Below are 13356 nucleotides of genomic sequence, written 5' to 3' on the forward strand. Positions count from 1 at the left end.
CACGGGCGGCGGCGAGGTGAACCAGAAGGGCCTGGACCACTACCGGCGCGTGGTCGACGGCCTGCTGGACCGCGGCATGCACCCCGCGATCACGCTCTACCACTGGGACCTGCCGCAGCCCCTGCAGGATGCGGGCGGCTGGGCGGTGCGCGACACCGCCGACCGGTTCGCCGACTACGCGGCCGTGGTGTTCGAGTCGCTGCGGGACGTGGACGCGACCTGGCTGACCATCAACGAGCCGAAGACCACCGCGATGGTCGGCTACGCGGGCACGGAGCACGCGCCGGCGCTCGGGGACATCGACGCGGGGCTCGCGGCCGTGCACCACCAACTCCTCGCGCACGGCAAGGCGGTGCAGGCGTTCCGGGAGATCGGTGGACGCGGCGGGATCGGCATCGCGCTCAACCTCATGCCGGTCTACGGGGCCGCGGGCGCCGAGCTCGGCGGCGGACCGCCTCGACGCGGCCGAGAACCGTCTCTACCTGGACCCGGTGCTGCGCGGCACGTACCCCGACGAGGCCGTGGGCGACAAGCCCGGCCAGCTGCGCGGCGACCGCGCGGCGTTCGAGGCGCTCGTCCAGCCCGGTGACCTCGAGACGATCTCGCAGCCGTGCGACCTGCTCGCGGTCAGTACTACGGCGTGGCGGGCATCGACAAGACCGGGTGCGTGGCTGCAGCTGTACCCGCCGTCGTCGGCCGGGTGGCAGCAGGTGCACGCCGAGGGCCTGTACGAGCTGCTCGTCCGGCTGCCCGCGGACTACCCGGACGTGCCGCCGCTCGTCATCAGCGAGAACGGCATCCCGGACCCCGACGCGCAGGGCCAGATCGACGACCCGCAGCGTCTCGACTTCCTGCGCACGCACCTGCAGCAGGCGGCGCGGGCGGTGGCCGAGGGCGTGGACCTGCAGCAGTACTACGCGTGGTCGTTCGTCGACAACTTCGAGTGGGCGCGGGGCATGACCCAGCGCTGGGGCATCGTGCACGTCGACTACGAGACGCAGCGCCGCACGCCCAAGTCGAGCGCCCGGTGGTACTCGCAGGTCGTGCGGACGAACGCGGTGCCGCCCGCCTGACCCCGGCCACCGGGGGCCGCGAGCGGCTCTCGTGACGGTTTTCACACGCCGGGTCGCCCGATGTGCGCATCGTCACCGGGTGCTGAGGTGGTGGGTCGCGCGTGCGCCGATACCGTTGAGGTATGCCTCAGTCTGCCTCCACCCCGGTTGCCGAGACCGCGGTCCGCCCCGCCAAGTCGCGCAAGGTCCCCCGGGTCCTCGTCCTCGGTGGCGGCACCGTCGGCCTGTACTCGGCGCGCCGGCTGCGCAAGCGCCTCGGTCGGCGCGAGGCCGCGATCGTCGTCGTCGACCCTCGCCCGTACATGACGTACGCGCCGTTCCTCCCGAGGCGGCCGCGGGCTCGATCGACCCCCGCAACGTCGTCGCACCGCACCGCCGCGCCCTCAAGGGCGTCGACGTGCTCCAGGGCAAGGTCTCCCAGATCAACCACGCCGAGCGCACGGTCGAGATCACGCCCGAGGAGGGCGAGCCGTACTGGGTCACGTACGACCACCTGATCGTCGGCCTCGGCTCGGTCGCCCGCACGCTGCCCATCCCGGGCCTCGCGGAGCAGGCGATCGGCTTCAAGAACGTCGAGGAGGCCATCGCCGTCCGCAACCACGTGCTCAACCGCATCGAGGTCGCGTCCTCGACGTGGGACCCCGAGCTGCGCAAGCGGATGCTCACGTTCGTGTTCGTCGGCGGCGGGTTCGCGGGCATCGAGGCGCTCGCGGAGCTCGAGGACATCGCGCGCTACACGATCGCGCACTACAAGCAGATCGAGCAGGACGAGCTGCGGTTCGTGCTCGTCGAGGGCAGCCCCCGCATCCTCCCCGAGGTGAGCGAGGAGCTCGGCGGCTACACGCTCGAGCAGCTGCGCAAGCGGCACATCGAGATCCACCTGTCGACGTTCCTCAGCTCGTGCGTCGACGGGCACGTGGTCCTGTCGAACAAGCTCGAGTTCGACGCCGACACGATCGTGTGGACCGCGGGCGTCAAGGCCAACCCCGTCCTGCAGCAGTCGGACCTGCCGCTCGACAAGATGGGCCGCGTGACGTGCAACGCCGCGCTGCAGGTCGTCGACGAGCACGGCGAGATCGTGCCGGACGCGTACGCGGCGGGCGACTGCGCCGCCGTGCCGGACCTGTACAACCCCGGGTCGTTCTGCCCGCCGAACGCGCAGCACGCGCTGCGTCAGGGCAACCACCTCGGCGACAACCTCGCGCGCGTGCTGCGCTCGGCCGAGGTCACGGACTACTCGCACAAGAACATCGGCGCGGTCGCGTCCCTCGGCATGTACAAGGGCGTCGCCCAGATGTTCGGCAAGATCAAGGTCCGCGGGTTCCTCGCGTGGGTGCTGCACCGCACGTACCACGTGTTCGCCATGCCGACCGTGAACCGCAAGCTGCGCATCATGGCCGGCTGGACCGGCTCGCTCCTGCTGCGCCGCGAGGTCGTCCCGCTGGGTGCGCTGCACGACCCGCGCGCGGAGTTCCGCGCCGCGTCGGTCCCGCCGAAGCCGCGCGTCGTCGAGGAGAAGTCCGACGCGCAGCCGGCCGACCCGGCGATCGCGGCCGCAGCGAAGCCCGCCGCGAAGCCCGCCGCGAAGAAGAAGTCCGCGTCCTGACGGTCCGCCCGTCGCGCGCACGAGAGCCCCGGTCCTGGTGGACCGGGGCTCTCGTCGTCGTGCGCCCGGCGGGACTCGAACCCGCACTGAGCCGGGTTTAAGCCGGCCGCCTCTGCCGGTTGGGCTACGGGCGCGGACGCGAGCATCCTCCCACCGGAGCGTCCGACGCGAAGGCCCGCGTCAGACCAGCCCGGCGGCCTGCTCGGTCTGCTCGACCTGGGCGACCCAGGCGCGCTTGGCGCGGCGCCACCCCTCGTCGTCGACGCCGATGCGCCAGTACCCCGACGCGGACAGGTCCGCGCGCGCGACGCCGCGCTCGAGCCGCAGGTGCCGGCGCACCTCCTTGACCGCCCCGGCCTCGCCGTGGACGAACGCGCCGACGCGGCCGCCGGGCCACGGCAGCGCGAGCGTCGTCTCGACGAGCCGCCGCCCCGGGTGCCCGCGGTCGGCGTGCACCCAGCGGACCTCGACGCCCGCGGGAGCGGTGAGCGGGAACTCGTCCTGCGGGCCGTCGACCTCGACCACGGCGACGCCGCGCGCGTCGTCGGGCATCCGCTCGAGCGCGACCGCGATCGCGGGCAGTGCGCTCGCGTCGCCGACGAGCAGGTGGTGGTCGACGTCGACCGCGGGCGACCACGCGCCGCCCGGGCCCGAGACGAGGATCTCCTCGCCGCCGACGAGTCCCGCGGCCCACGGGCCGGCCAGCCCTTGGTCGCCGTGCACGACGACGTCGACGGTCAGCTCGAGCGCGTGGGCGTCGAAGTGCCGCACGGTGTACGCACGCAGGCGTGGTGCGACGCCCTCGGGCAGCGCGGCGCGCACGGCGTCCAGGTCGACGCGACCGTCGTCGGTCAGCGGGCGCTCACCTGCCGGCAGGAACATCAGCTTGACGTAGGAGTCCGCGTGCTCGTCGGCGACGAACGGCGCCATGGTCGGCCCGCCGAGGACCACGCGGACGAGGTGCGGGGTCGGCCGCTCGGTGCGCAGCACGTGCGCCAGGACGGGTGCCGGTCGGCGCCTGGTCCCGCCGGGCGTGCGGTCGTCGGCGGGGGAGGGGGTCGTCACGAGTCGTGAGCCTACGTCCGCCCGAGCGGTACGCGACCGGGCGTTCGGTGGGCGTTCGGCGGGGCGTACGGCTCGGCCGGACGGCCGGGTCAGGAGCGGGACTCGGCCGCCGACGAGGCGTCGAGCGAGGCGTTCAGGGACGCGTTGAGCCGCGTGAGGGACGTGGCCAGGTGCTGCAGGTCGTCGGGCGCCCAGTCGGACAGGACCTGCGCGTACACGTCGGCGCGCGCGCGTCGCGTGGCCTCGAGCGCGGCCAGGCCGGCCGGGGTCGCGTCGATCACCGAGCGTCGCGCGTCGTTGTCGTCGCGCGAGCGGCTCACGTAGCCGAGGGCCTCCATCTGCAGCACCTGGCGCGTCACCGTGGACGCGTCGAGGCGCAGGTGGTCGGCGATCTCGTTGATGCCTGCGGGCCCGTCGTCGGCGAGCCGGCCGAGCGCGAGGTACGCGGAGCGTTCGAGCGTGCCCTCCAGGCGGCGGCTGCGGCGCCGGTTGCGGTCCGCGAGGCGCAGCAGCAGGGCGACCTGGCGCTCGACGTCGGCGATCGCGGGATCCATGGGTGCTCTCCTGTGTCCGGTGAGCACCACCCTAGGTGTACTCGGCCATCACGTTGGTGACAGGGCGTTGACGTGGGCGAGGGCCTCCGGCGTAGTGGAGATGTCTCGTCTTCACGATCCGGAGGCCCTCGTGGTTCACGCTAATGCGCGGCTGACGCCGCATGGGAGATGGTTGTTGGTGCAGCGGGTGCGGGTGCAGGGGCGCCCGGTCGCTCATGTCGCCCGCGAGCTGGGTGTCTCGCGCCAGTGCGCGCATCGGTGGGTGGCTCGTTTCGATGCGCAGGGCCGTGCCGGTCTGCAGGACCGGTCCTCGCGTCCGCGACGGTCACCGGCGGTGACCAGCCCTGAGCGGGTCGCACTCGTGCTCGCTGCGCGTGAGCGGTTGCGGCGCGGTCCGGACGAGCTCGCGCGGGCGACCGGAGTGCCGGCGCGGACCGTCTCGCGGATCCTGCGCCGCGCCCACGTGCCCTACCTGTGGCAGTGCGACCCGATCAGCGGTGAGCCGATCCGGGCGTCGAAGGTGACCGCGGTCCGCTACGAGCACGCGCACCCGGGTGACCTCGTGCACGTCGACGTCAAGAAGGTCGGGCGGATCCCGCAAGGCGGTGGGTGGAGAGCGCATGGGCGAGCCGGCACCCAGGCCGCGAAGAAGAAGCGCCCGCTGATCGGCTATGACTACGTCCACGCCGCCGTGGACGACTACTCACGAGTCGCCTACGCCGAGATCCTGCCGGACGAGAAAGGCGCGACCTGCGCGGGCTTCATCGACCGTGCCCTGACCCACTTCGCCGCGCTGGGCACACCCGTCAGAGCCGTCCTCACCGACAACCACTGGTCCTACGCACACGCCCACGAGGTCGCTGCGGTGCTCGCCGCGCACCAGACCGCGCACTGGTTCATCAAGGCCCACTGCCCCTGGCAGAACGGCAAGGTCGAACGATTCAACCGCACCCTCGCCAGCGAATGGGCCTACCGGCATCCATGGACCTCGAACGACCAGCGAACCACCGCCTTCACCACCTGGCTCAACGAGTACAACACTGAACGTCACCACCACGCCGTCGGCGCCGCCCCCGTCACCCGACTGTCACCAACGTGATGGCCGAGTACACCTAGGCGCCGCGGACGTGGCGCAGGACCGCGCGCACCGACGACGCGGCCCCGCGACCGGGCAGGTCACGGGGCCGCGTGGGTCGTGCCGGGTCAGGCGTCGCGGCGCTTGGTGAGCCACGCACCGGCGGCGAGGACGACGACGAGGTACGCGAGCAGCACACCGAAGCCCTCCCACGACGAGAGCACCACCGAGTCGGTGAAGCCCGCCTGCTGCTCGATCATCGCGTCGGTGAACGTCATCTGGGAGCCCGCGACGCTCGGCAGGTACGGCGTGAGGTCCTGCAGCGGCTTCCACGGGATCAGGCTGAACAGGATCGGCAGCACCAGCAGGATGCCGAGCGTCGTCGTGATCGCGGCCGCGGAGTGCCGCATGAGCACGCCGAGCCCGAACGCGAGCACCCCGATCATCGTCACGTAGAGCGCGTTCCCGACGAGGGCGCGCACCACCTGGGGGTCGCCCAGGTCGACCGACGCGCCCTGCCCGCCGAAGATCAGCGCCTGCAGCGAAGCCGCGACGGCGACCGCGAGAGCGGTCACGACGAACACGACGAGCGCGAGGACGAGGCCCTTCGCCCACAGCGCCGGCAGGCGGCGCGGCGCGGCGGCGAAGCTGCTGCGGATCATCCCGGTGGTGTACTCGCCGGTGATCGTCAGCGCGCCGAGCACGGCGACGGCCGTCGGGCCGAGGTACGGGATGGCGCCGAACGCGTCGAGGGCGTTGACGTCGTCGCTGCTCCCGGACATCTCGTTCGCGTCGAGCATGCCCCACGTGATGAGCAGGACGAAGCCCACGATCACGACGGCGGTGATGGCGAGCGTCCACACGGTGGAGCGCAGCGACCAGAGCTTGATCCACTCGGACCGCACGAGCCGCGGGAACGTGACACGCACGTCGGCGCCGGCCGTGGGTGCGTCGGTGGTCGTGGCGGTCATCGCGCGGCCTCCTGACCGGTCGTGCCGAGGGGTGCGGACCCGTCGTGGCCCATCGTGGAGTGGTACTCGACGGTGTCCTGCGTGAGGGACATGAACGCCTCCTCGAGCGAGCCCTGCACGGGCGTGAGCTCGTGCAGCACCACGCCCGCGGCCGCGGCGGCCTCACCGATCTGCGGGGCGGTCGCGCCGTGCACGACGAGCGAGCCCGGCTCGGTCGACGTGACGCTGACCTCGGGCCCCGTGAGCAGCTCGGCGAGCTGCGTGGCCTGCGGGCTGACGACGCGCACGGACGTGCGGGTACCGCGCTCGACGATGTCCTGCACCGGACCCGCCGCGATGATCCGGCCGCGCCCGATGACGATGAGGTGGTCCGCGGTCACGGCCATCTCGCTCATGAGGTGCGACGAGAGGAACACGGTGCGGCCCTGGCCGGCCAGGTACTTCACGAGGTTGCGGACCCACAGCACGCCCTCGGGGTCGAGCCCGTTGACCGGCTCGTCGAGGATGAGGGTGCGCGGGTCGCCCAGGAGCGCGGCGGCGATGCCGAGGCGCTGCCCCATGCCGAGCGAGAAGCCGCCGACGCGGCGCTTGGCGACCGACTCGAGGCCCGTCATCTCGATGACCTCGGTGACGCGTGCGTCGGCGATGCCGTGCGTCGCGGCGAGCGCGCGCAGGTGGTTGCGGGCGCTGCGGCCGGTGTGCACGGCCTTCGCCTCGAGCAGCGAGCCGACCTGCGTGAGGGGCGAGGCGTGCTCGGCGTAGGGCTTGCCGTTGACCGTGACGTGCCCGGACGTCGGACGGTCGAGGCCGACGATCATGCGCATGGTGGTCGACTTGCCCGCCCCGTTGGGGCCGAGGAAGCCGGTGACGGTCCCGGGCTCGACCCGGAACGAGATGGAGTCGACGGCGAGCTTCTCGCCGTATCGCTTGGTGAGGTTCGTTGCCTCGATCATCGCGGAGGCTCTTCCGTTCGGTGACGTGTCGCCCCGACCCTAGGTGTACTCGGCCATCACGTTGGTGACAGTCGGGTGACGGGGGCGGCGCCGACGGCGTGGTGGTGACGTTCAGTGTTGTACTCGTTGAGCCAGGTGGTGAAGGCGGTGGTTCGCTGGTCGTTCGAGGTCCATGGATGCCGGTAGGCCCATTCGCTGGCGAGGGTGCGGTTGAATCGTTCGACCTTGCCGTTCTGCCAGGGGCAGTGGGCCTTGATGAACCAGTGCGCGGTCTGGTGCGCGGCGAGCACCGCAGCGACCTCGTGGGCGTGTGCGTAGGACCAGTGGTTGTCGGTGAGGACGGCTCTGACGGGTGTGCCCAGCGCGGCGAAGTGGGTCAGGGCACGGTCGATGAAGCCCGCGCAGGTCGCGCCTTTCTCGTCCGGCAGGATCTCGGCGTAGGCGACTCGTGAGTAGTCGTCCACGGCGGCGTGGACGTAGTCATAGCCGATCAGCGGGCGCTTCTTCTTCGCGGCCTGGGTGCCGGCTCGCCCATGCGCTCTCCACCCACCGCCTTGCGGGATCCGCCCGACCTTCTTGACGTCGACGTGCACGAGGTCACCCGGGTGCGCGTGCTCGTAGCGGACCGCGGTCACCTTCGACGCCCGGATCGGCTCACCGCTGATCGGGTCGCACTGCCACAGGTAGGGCACGTGGGCGCGGCGCAGGATCCGCGAGACGGTCCGCGCCGGCACTCCGGTCGCCCGCGCGAGCTCGTCCGGACCGCGCCGCAACCGCTCACGCGCAGCGAGCACGAGTGCGACCCGCTCAGGGCTGGTCACCGCCGGTGACCGTCGCGGACGCGAGGACCGGTCCTGCAGACCGGCACGGCCCTGCGCATCGAAACGAGCCACCCACCGATGCGCGCACTGGCGCGAGACACCCAGCTCGCGGGCGACATGAGCGACCGGGCGCCCCTGCACCCGCACCCGCTGCACCAACAACCATCTCCCATGCGGCGTCAGCCGCGCATTAGCGTGAACCACGAGGGCCTCCGGATCGTGAAGACGAGACATCTCCACTACGCCGGAGGCCCTCGCCCACGTCAACGCCCTGTCACCAACGTGATGGCCGAGTACACCTAGGGCCAGGTTCCCGGCCCGAGGCATCCGACTGCGGGTGGACCTTGCCCCGCGCGGACGGCGGCGGGTCCGTCCCCAGGACGGTCGGTCAGGACCCGGGAACTGCCCGTGCACCTTGTACGTTGGAGGACCACAGACCTGCGCCGAGGTGGCGCGGGCCGATCAGGAGGACGACGTGGCGAACCCCGTCTTCAGCAACAGCCCCGTCTTCGGCGAGGACAAGCGCCGTGGCGGTGGCACCGTCTACGCGCAGTCGAGCACGACGTACTCGACCGTGGACGCCGCGACGCTCGACGACCTGTACGCGGCACCGGCAGCGACGACCCGCGAGACGGGCCGCCTGACGTACGACGACGTGATCATGAAGACGGGCGGCCTGCTCGCCCTCCTCGTGGTCGTCGGCGCCGCGACGTGGGCGCTCGCCCCGGGCCTGTGGATCGCGGGTGCGGTGGTCGGCCTCGTGCTGGGCCTCGTCAACGCGTTCAAGCGCGAGCCGAGCCCGGTGCTCATCACCCTCTACACGGTCGCGCAGGGCGTGTTCCTGGGCGGCATCAGCGCGTTCTACGAGGCGGCGTACCCCGGCATCGTGAGCCAGGCCGTGCTCGGCACCGTCGCGGTCGCGGCCAGCGCGCTGTTCGTCTTCAAGTCCGGCAAGGTCCGCGTCACGCCGAAGTTCACGCGCTGGCTCGTCCTCGCGATGGTCGGCTACCTGGTGTTCTCGCTGCTCAACGTGGTCCTCATGATCGCGGGCGTGGGCGGCGGCGACTTCGGCCCGCTGCGCAGCGGCGGTCTGGGCATCCTCGTCGGCCTGTTCGCGGTGGGTCTCGCGGCCGCGAGCTTCATCGTCGACTTCGACGCGATCAAGCGCGGCGTCGAGGGCGGCGCCCCGCGCAAGATGGCCTGGGCCGCGGCCTTCGGCCTCATCGTGACCCTCGTCTGGCTGTACCTCGAGATCCTGCGGATCCTCGCGATCTTCCGGAACTGACGCGGGGACGCCGGCTGCGACCCGGCGCGCCGCACACCTGACACGGAGCCACCCGTCGACCTCGCTAGGGTCGGCGGGTGGCTCTCTTCGACCTCCCCCTGCCCGAGCTCGAGCGCTACCTTCCGGAGCTCGACGAACCCGCGGACCTCGACGACTTCTGGTCCCGCACGCTCACCCAGGCGCGTCGGCACGACGTCCTGCTCGACGCCCGGCCGCAGGACACCGGTCTGCGGCCGGGCGAGACGACGGACGTGACGTTCGCGGGCTTCGACGGTCAGCCGGTGAAGGCATGGGTCACGCGACCCGCAGGGTCGCAGGGCGACGCGCTGCCCGCGGTCGTCGAGTACATCGGCTACGGCGGTGGCCGCGGGTTCGCGCACGAGCGCCTCGCGTGGGCCGCGGCCGGGTTCGTGCACCTGGTCATGGACTCGCGCGGCCAGGGCTCGACGTGGGGGAGCGGCGCGCACACGCCCGACGAGGCGGGCTCGGGCCCGGCCGCGCCCGGCGTCATGACGCGTGGCGTCGAGGACCCGGAGCGGTACTACTACCGCCGGATCATGACGGACGCGGTCCGCGCGGTCGACGCGGTGCGCGCGTTGCCGGGCGTGGACCCGGCACGCGTCGCGGTCACGGGCGGCAGCCAGGGCGGTGGCCTCGCGCTCGCCGCCGCGGGCCTGTCGGACGGGCTCGTCGCGGTGATGCCCGACGTCCCGTTCCTGTGCCACATCCGCCGCGCGGTCGACATCACGGACGGCTTCCCGTACGGCGAGCTCGTCCAGTACCTCGCGGTGCACCGCGGCTCCACCGAGCGGGTGTTCCGCACGCTGTCCTACGTCGACGGCGTGCACCTCGCGCGCCGTGCGACGGCGCCCGCGCTGTTCAGCGTCGCGCTGCGCGACGACATCTGCCCGCCCTCGACCGTCTTCGCGGCGTACAACCACTACGCGGGGCTCGCGGCGCAGCGGCCGCGCACCGAGATCGAGGTGTACGAGTTCAACCGCCACGAGGGCGGCCAGGGCTTCCAGCTGGACCGCCAGCTGCGCTGGCTGCGCGATCTCGTCGACTGACGGACCCGCACGTGCCCACGGTCGTGCGAGGACGGCGGCGACCACGTCGGCGACCTCCTCGACGCTCGTCGGGCGCAGCAGCGGCCCGCCGCTGAACGTGTGGCTGCCCGCCCAGGTGGTGAGGGTCATCGGCGCTCCGGTGCGGACGTCGTCGGGTGTGCGGGCGTCACCGCCGCGCGGTGACGAAGATGTCGAACAGGTGCGGCGAGTGCGCGTGCACGAGCACCATAAACACCACGGCGTCGAACAGCAGGTGCACGACGAGCACGTACGTCAGCGACTTGGTGCGGCTGAACGTCCAGCCCTGGATGAGCGCGAACGGGACCGTCAGCAGCGGCCCCCAGGACCGGTAGCCGAGCTCCCACAGGAACGACACGAACACCGTGGCCTGCAGCAGGTTCGCGAGCCACACGGGGAAGTGCCGGCGCAGCAGCGCGAACACGGTGCAGATGAAGAACAGCTCGTCCCACGTGCCCACCGCGTTGACGCCGACGAACAGCCGCGCGATCTCGTCGGGCGCCTGGACGGTGGGCCAGTTCCGGTACGCGCCCGAGGTCAGGAAGTAGAACGGCAGCAGCAGGTACCCCGCGGCGACGACGACGAGCAGGTACCCCCACTGGAACCGCGTCCAGCGCTGCCCGGTGCGCCACGGGAAGCGGATCACGTCGTCGCCGAACACGCGGTGGGACAGGACGTACGGGACGACGACCGCGAGCGACAGGGCCACCGCGAACCGTGCGATGCCCGCGTCGGACAGGTCCGCGGCCAGCGGGATCGCGCTGACGATGCTCATGCCGACCGCGACGAGCAGCAGGTCCCGGCCGAGCACGCGGTCGACGGCGAGGCCGAGCGCGACGCCGACGACGAGCGGCACGTACGCCAGCGGCCGCACGTGCACCGCGAACAGCAGCACGGCCGACCCGCACACGAGCAGCGCCGCGAGCGCGTGCAGCGGGGGCACGTGGGCGCGTGTGACGGGCGGCGCGGCGTCGGCGATCTCGGTCACGCGTCCAACCCTCGCAGACGACACGGCCTGCGGCTGGACGACGTGATGCCCGTGTCGGCGGTATGCGCGAGGATGGGCGGGCGTCCGCTACCGGGCGCTCGCACCACCTGATCCCACCTGATCCCACCGGAGGTTCCTCCATGACTGCTGCCCTGCCCGAGGTCTCGGGTTCGTTCGGCCAGAAGCCGACCCTCACGTTCCCCGCCGCGGCTCCGTCCGGTGAGCTCGAGGTCCAGGTCCTCAGCCGGGGCGACGGCGAGCTGGTCGAGGCGGGCGACGACATCGAGGTCCACTACCTCGGCCAGTCCTGGCAGGGCGGGGTGTTCGACAACTCGTACGACCGAGGCTCGTCGATCGGCTTCCCGATCGGCGTCGGCGCGGTCATCGCAGGGTGGGACGAGGGCCTCGTCGGCCAGCAGGTCGGCAGCCGCGTGCTGCTGTCGATCCCGTCGCACCTCGGCTACGGCGACCGCGGCGTGCCGCAGGCCGGCATCAAGGGCGGCGACACGCTCGTCTTCGTGGTCGACATCGTGCGGACGTCGCGCTGAGCCGCGTCGTCATCACCTACTGCACGCAGTGCCGCTGGCTGCTGCGTGCGGCCTGGTACGCCCAGGAGCTGCTGACGACCTTCCACCGCGAGGTGGACGAGGTCGCGCTGCGTCCGGGGACCGGTGGCGTGTTCGTCGTCGAGGCATGGCCGGGGCAGGGTCCTGCCCCGGCCACCGACGACGAGCACGCCCCGGTGGTCCTGTGGGACCGCGGGCGCGACGGCGGGTTCCCGGAGATCACCGAGCTCAAGCGCCGGGTACGGGACGTGGTCGCGCCGGACAAGCCGCTCGGTCACAGCGACCATGTCGCGGCCGTGGACGACCGGCCCACGGCGGTCGAGCCCTGAGGAGAAGTTGGACTGCGGTCCGACGCCACGTGGACGCCGGGTTCACACCGTTCGCGCGGACTCGTACCTTCTGACCAGGTCGACCGATCGCCTCGTGGCCACAGCAGCTCGCTGGGTCGCACAACGGTGTGCGTCCGGTCGTCGCAAGGCCCTCGTCGCAGCGCGGGTTCAGGGGGAGCCACGCGCGCGCCGCGGGTGGGCGGTGTTCCGGGGGGAGACAGCACCGCCCACCCTGCGGTCGGACCGCGGCCCGAGGGCCGCCGGCCGGGGTCAGGTCAGTCGCACGTCACGCCCGTCGAGTGGACCGGGCAGTAGCCGTTCGGGTTCTTGACCAGGTACTGCTGGTGGTACGGCTCGGCGTAGTAGAACGGGCCGGCCTCGTCGGCGGAGCGGATCTCGGTCGTGATGTCCCCGAACCCCGCGCGCGCGAGCCTCGGCGCGAAGACGTCACGCGTGGCGTGCGCGGCCTGCGCCTGCTCGGGCGTCGTCGTGAAGACCGCCGACCGGTACTGGGTGCCGACGTCGTTGCCCTGGCGGAAGCCCTGCGTCGGGTCGTGCGCCTCCCAGAAGTGCCGCAGCAGCTCGTCGTGCGGCAGGACCGCGGGGTCGTACGCGACCAGGACGGTCTCGGTGTGCCCGGTCATGCCCGTGCAGACCTCGTCGTACGTGGGGTAGGGCGTGAAGCCGCCCTGGTAGCCGGCGGCCGTCGTGACGACACCGGGGAGCTGCCACAGCTCCTTCTCGGCGCCCCAGAAACAGCCGAGGGCCAGGTGGATCACCGCGGTGCCCTGCGGCCAGGGGCCCTGCAGCGGCGTCCCGAGGACCACGTGGGTCTCGGGCACGGTGTAGGCGTACCGGTCGCGGCCGACGAGCGCGCGCTCGGGCTCGACCATCGTGGTGCGGATCGCGGATCCGAAGAGCCATCCCATCGCGGGTCTCCTTCGACGGGGCGCCGGCCTCGCGCGCCGGGTGCTGCGCGGGGCGC

12 protein-coding genes, 1 tRNA gene and 2 pseudogenes are annotated in these 13356 nt (G+C 72.2%); 7 read left to right on the top strand and 8 right to left on the bottom strand.

Annotated features, from left to right (window positions below; all coding sequences use genetic code 11):
- Positions 1–49 precede the first annotated feature (49 nt).
- Both CBP52_RS00005 and CBP52_RS00010 read left to right on the top strand, forming a co-directional pair.
- Positions 50–1073, top strand: a pseudogene (locus CBP52_RS00005) (glycoside hydrolase family 1 protein).
- 122 nt (positions 1074–1195) lie between these two features.
- Positions 1196–2679, top strand: a pseudogene (locus tag CBP52_RS00010) (NAD(P)/FAD-dependent oxidoreductase).
- A gap of 60 nt (positions 2680–2739) precedes the next feature.
- On the opposite strand, the gene CBP52_RS00015 reads toward CBP52_RS00010, so the two are convergent.
- The 3 genes from CBP52_RS00015 to CBP52_RS00025 form a co-directional block, all read right to left on the bottom strand.
- Positions 2740–2813, bottom strand: a tRNA-Leu gene (locus tag CBP52_RS00015).
- Between the two features lie 46 nt (positions 2814–2859).
- Positions 2860–3744, bottom strand: coding sequence for a siderophore-interacting protein (locus CBP52_RS00020; RefSeq protein ID WP_094179302.1), 885 nt, complete (start codon positions 3742–3744; stop codon positions 2860–2862).
- An 89-nt stretch (positions 3745–3833) separates the two neighbouring features.
- On the bottom strand, positions 3834–4298 hold the full coding sequence (locus tag CBP52_RS00025; protein ID WP_094179303.1) for a MarR family winged helix-turn-helix transcriptional regulator: 465 nt from the start codon (positions 4296–4298) through the stop codon (positions 3834–3836).
- A gap of 130 nt (positions 4299–4428) precedes the next feature.
- On the opposite strand from CBP52_RS00025, the gene CBP52_RS00030 reads away from it, so the two are divergent.
- Entirely contained in the window at positions 4429–5397 is a 969-nt protein-coding gene (locus CBP52_RS00030) for an IS481 family transposase (protein WP_157732448.1), read from the top strand.
- Between the two features lie 104 nt (positions 5398–5501).
- Here CBP52_RS00030 and CBP52_RS00035 read toward each other — a convergent pair whose 3' ends face one another.
- The 3 genes from CBP52_RS00035 to CBP52_RS00045 are packed head-to-tail and all read right to left on the bottom strand — an operon-like array spanning position 5502 to position 8352.
- A complete protein-coding gene (locus CBP52_RS00035) occupies positions 5502–6344 on the bottom strand; it encodes an ABC transporter permease subunit (protein WP_094179304.1) in 843 nt (280 codons plus the stop codon).
- Complete coding sequence (locus tag CBP52_RS00040; RefSeq protein WP_094179305.1) at positions 6341–7297, bottom strand: ABC transporter ATP-binding protein; 957 nt, start codon at positions 7295–7297, stop codon at positions 6341–6343. The genes CBP52_RS00035 and CBP52_RS00040 overlap by 4 nt, the downstream gene beginning before the upstream one ends.
- 56 nt (positions 7298–7353) lie before the next feature.
- A complete protein-coding gene (locus CBP52_RS00045) occupies positions 7354–8352 on the bottom strand; it encodes an IS481 family transposase (protein WP_094182009.1) in 999 nt (332 codons plus the stop codon).
- 241 nt (positions 8353–8593) lie between these two features.
- Here CBP52_RS00045 and CBP52_RS00050 point away from each other — a divergent pair, with 241 nt between their 5' ends.
- Both CBP52_RS00050 and CBP52_RS00055 read left to right on the top strand, forming a co-directional pair.
- Positions 8594–9403: a Bax inhibitor-1/YccA family protein gene (locus CBP52_RS00050; RefSeq protein WP_094182010.1), complete on the top strand. Its 810-nt coding sequence runs from the start codon at positions 8594–8596 to the stop codon at positions 9401–9403.
- 77 nt (positions 9404–9480) lie between these two features.
- A complete protein-coding gene (locus tag CBP52_RS00055) occupies positions 9481–10470 on the top strand; it encodes an acetylxylan esterase (RefSeq protein ID WP_094179306.1) in 990 nt (329 codons plus the stop codon).
- A gap of 166 nt (positions 10471–10636) precedes the next feature.
- On the opposite strand, the gene CBP52_RS00060 is transcribed toward CBP52_RS00055, so the two are convergent.
- Positions 10637–11467 (bottom strand): CPBP family intramembrane glutamic endopeptidase, encoded by an 831-nt coding sequence (locus CBP52_RS00060; protein ID WP_232514817.1) that lies wholly within the window; start codon positions 11465–11467, stop codon positions 10637–10639.
- A 149-nt stretch (positions 11468–11616) separates the two neighbouring features.
- Between CBP52_RS00060 and CBP52_RS00065 the strand changes: the two genes are divergently transcribed.
- On the top strand, positions 11617–12024 hold the full coding sequence (locus tag CBP52_RS00065; protein ID WP_094179307.1) for an FKBP-type peptidyl-prolyl cis-trans isomerase: 408 nt from the start codon (positions 11617–11619) through the stop codon (positions 12022–12024).
- An 11-nt stretch (positions 12025–12035) separates the two neighbouring features.
- On the top strand, positions 12036–12371 hold the full coding sequence (locus CBP52_RS00070) for a SelT/SelW/SelH family protein (protein ID WP_369826361.1): 336 nt from the start codon (positions 12036–12038) through the stop codon (positions 12369–12371).
- 275 nt (positions 12372–12646) lie between these two features.
- Here CBP52_RS00070 and msrA read toward each other — a convergent pair whose 3' ends face one another.
- The gene (msrA, locus tag CBP52_RS00075) at positions 12647–13300 is read right to left on the bottom strand and encodes a peptide-methionine (S)-S-oxide reductase MsrA (RefSeq protein ID WP_198303502.1); all 654 of its coding nucleotides are present in this window, start codon (positions 13298–13300) and stop codon (positions 12647–12649) included.
- Between the last annotated feature and the right edge of the window lie 56 nt (positions 13301–13356).

This window comes from Cellulomonas sp. PSBB021 (assembly GCF_002240455.1).
Taxonomy (GTDB): domain Bacteria; phylum Actinomycetota; class Actinomycetes; order Actinomycetales; family Cellulomonadaceae; genus Cellulomonas; species Cellulomonas uda.

Bases quoted from the DNA above. Each gene is read 5' to 3' on its own strand.
- CBP52_RS00025 (WP_094179303.1), bottom strand. From the start codon at position 4,298: ATGGATCCCGCGATCGCCGACGTCGAGCGCCAGGTCGCCCTGCTGCTG.
- CBP52_RS00035 (WP_094179304.1), bottom strand. From the start codon at position 6,344: ATGACCGCCACGACCACCGACGCACCCACGGCCGGCGCCGACGTGCGT.
- CBP52_RS00040 (WP_094179305.1), bottom strand. From the start codon at position 7,297: ATGATCGAGGCAACGAACCTCACCAAGCGATACGGCGAGAAGCTCGCC.
- CBP52_RS00045 (WP_094182009.1), bottom strand. From the start codon at position 8,352: ATGTCTCGTCTTCACGATCCGGAGGCCCTCGTGGTTCACGCTAATGCG.
- CBP52_RS00065 (WP_094179307.1), top strand. From the start codon at position 11,617: ATGACTGCTGCCCTGCCCGAGGTCTCGGGTTCGTTCGGCCAGAAGCCG.
- msrA (WP_198303502.1), bottom strand. From the start codon at position 13,300: ATGGGATGGCTCTTCGGATCCGCGATCCGCACCACGATGGTCGAGCCC.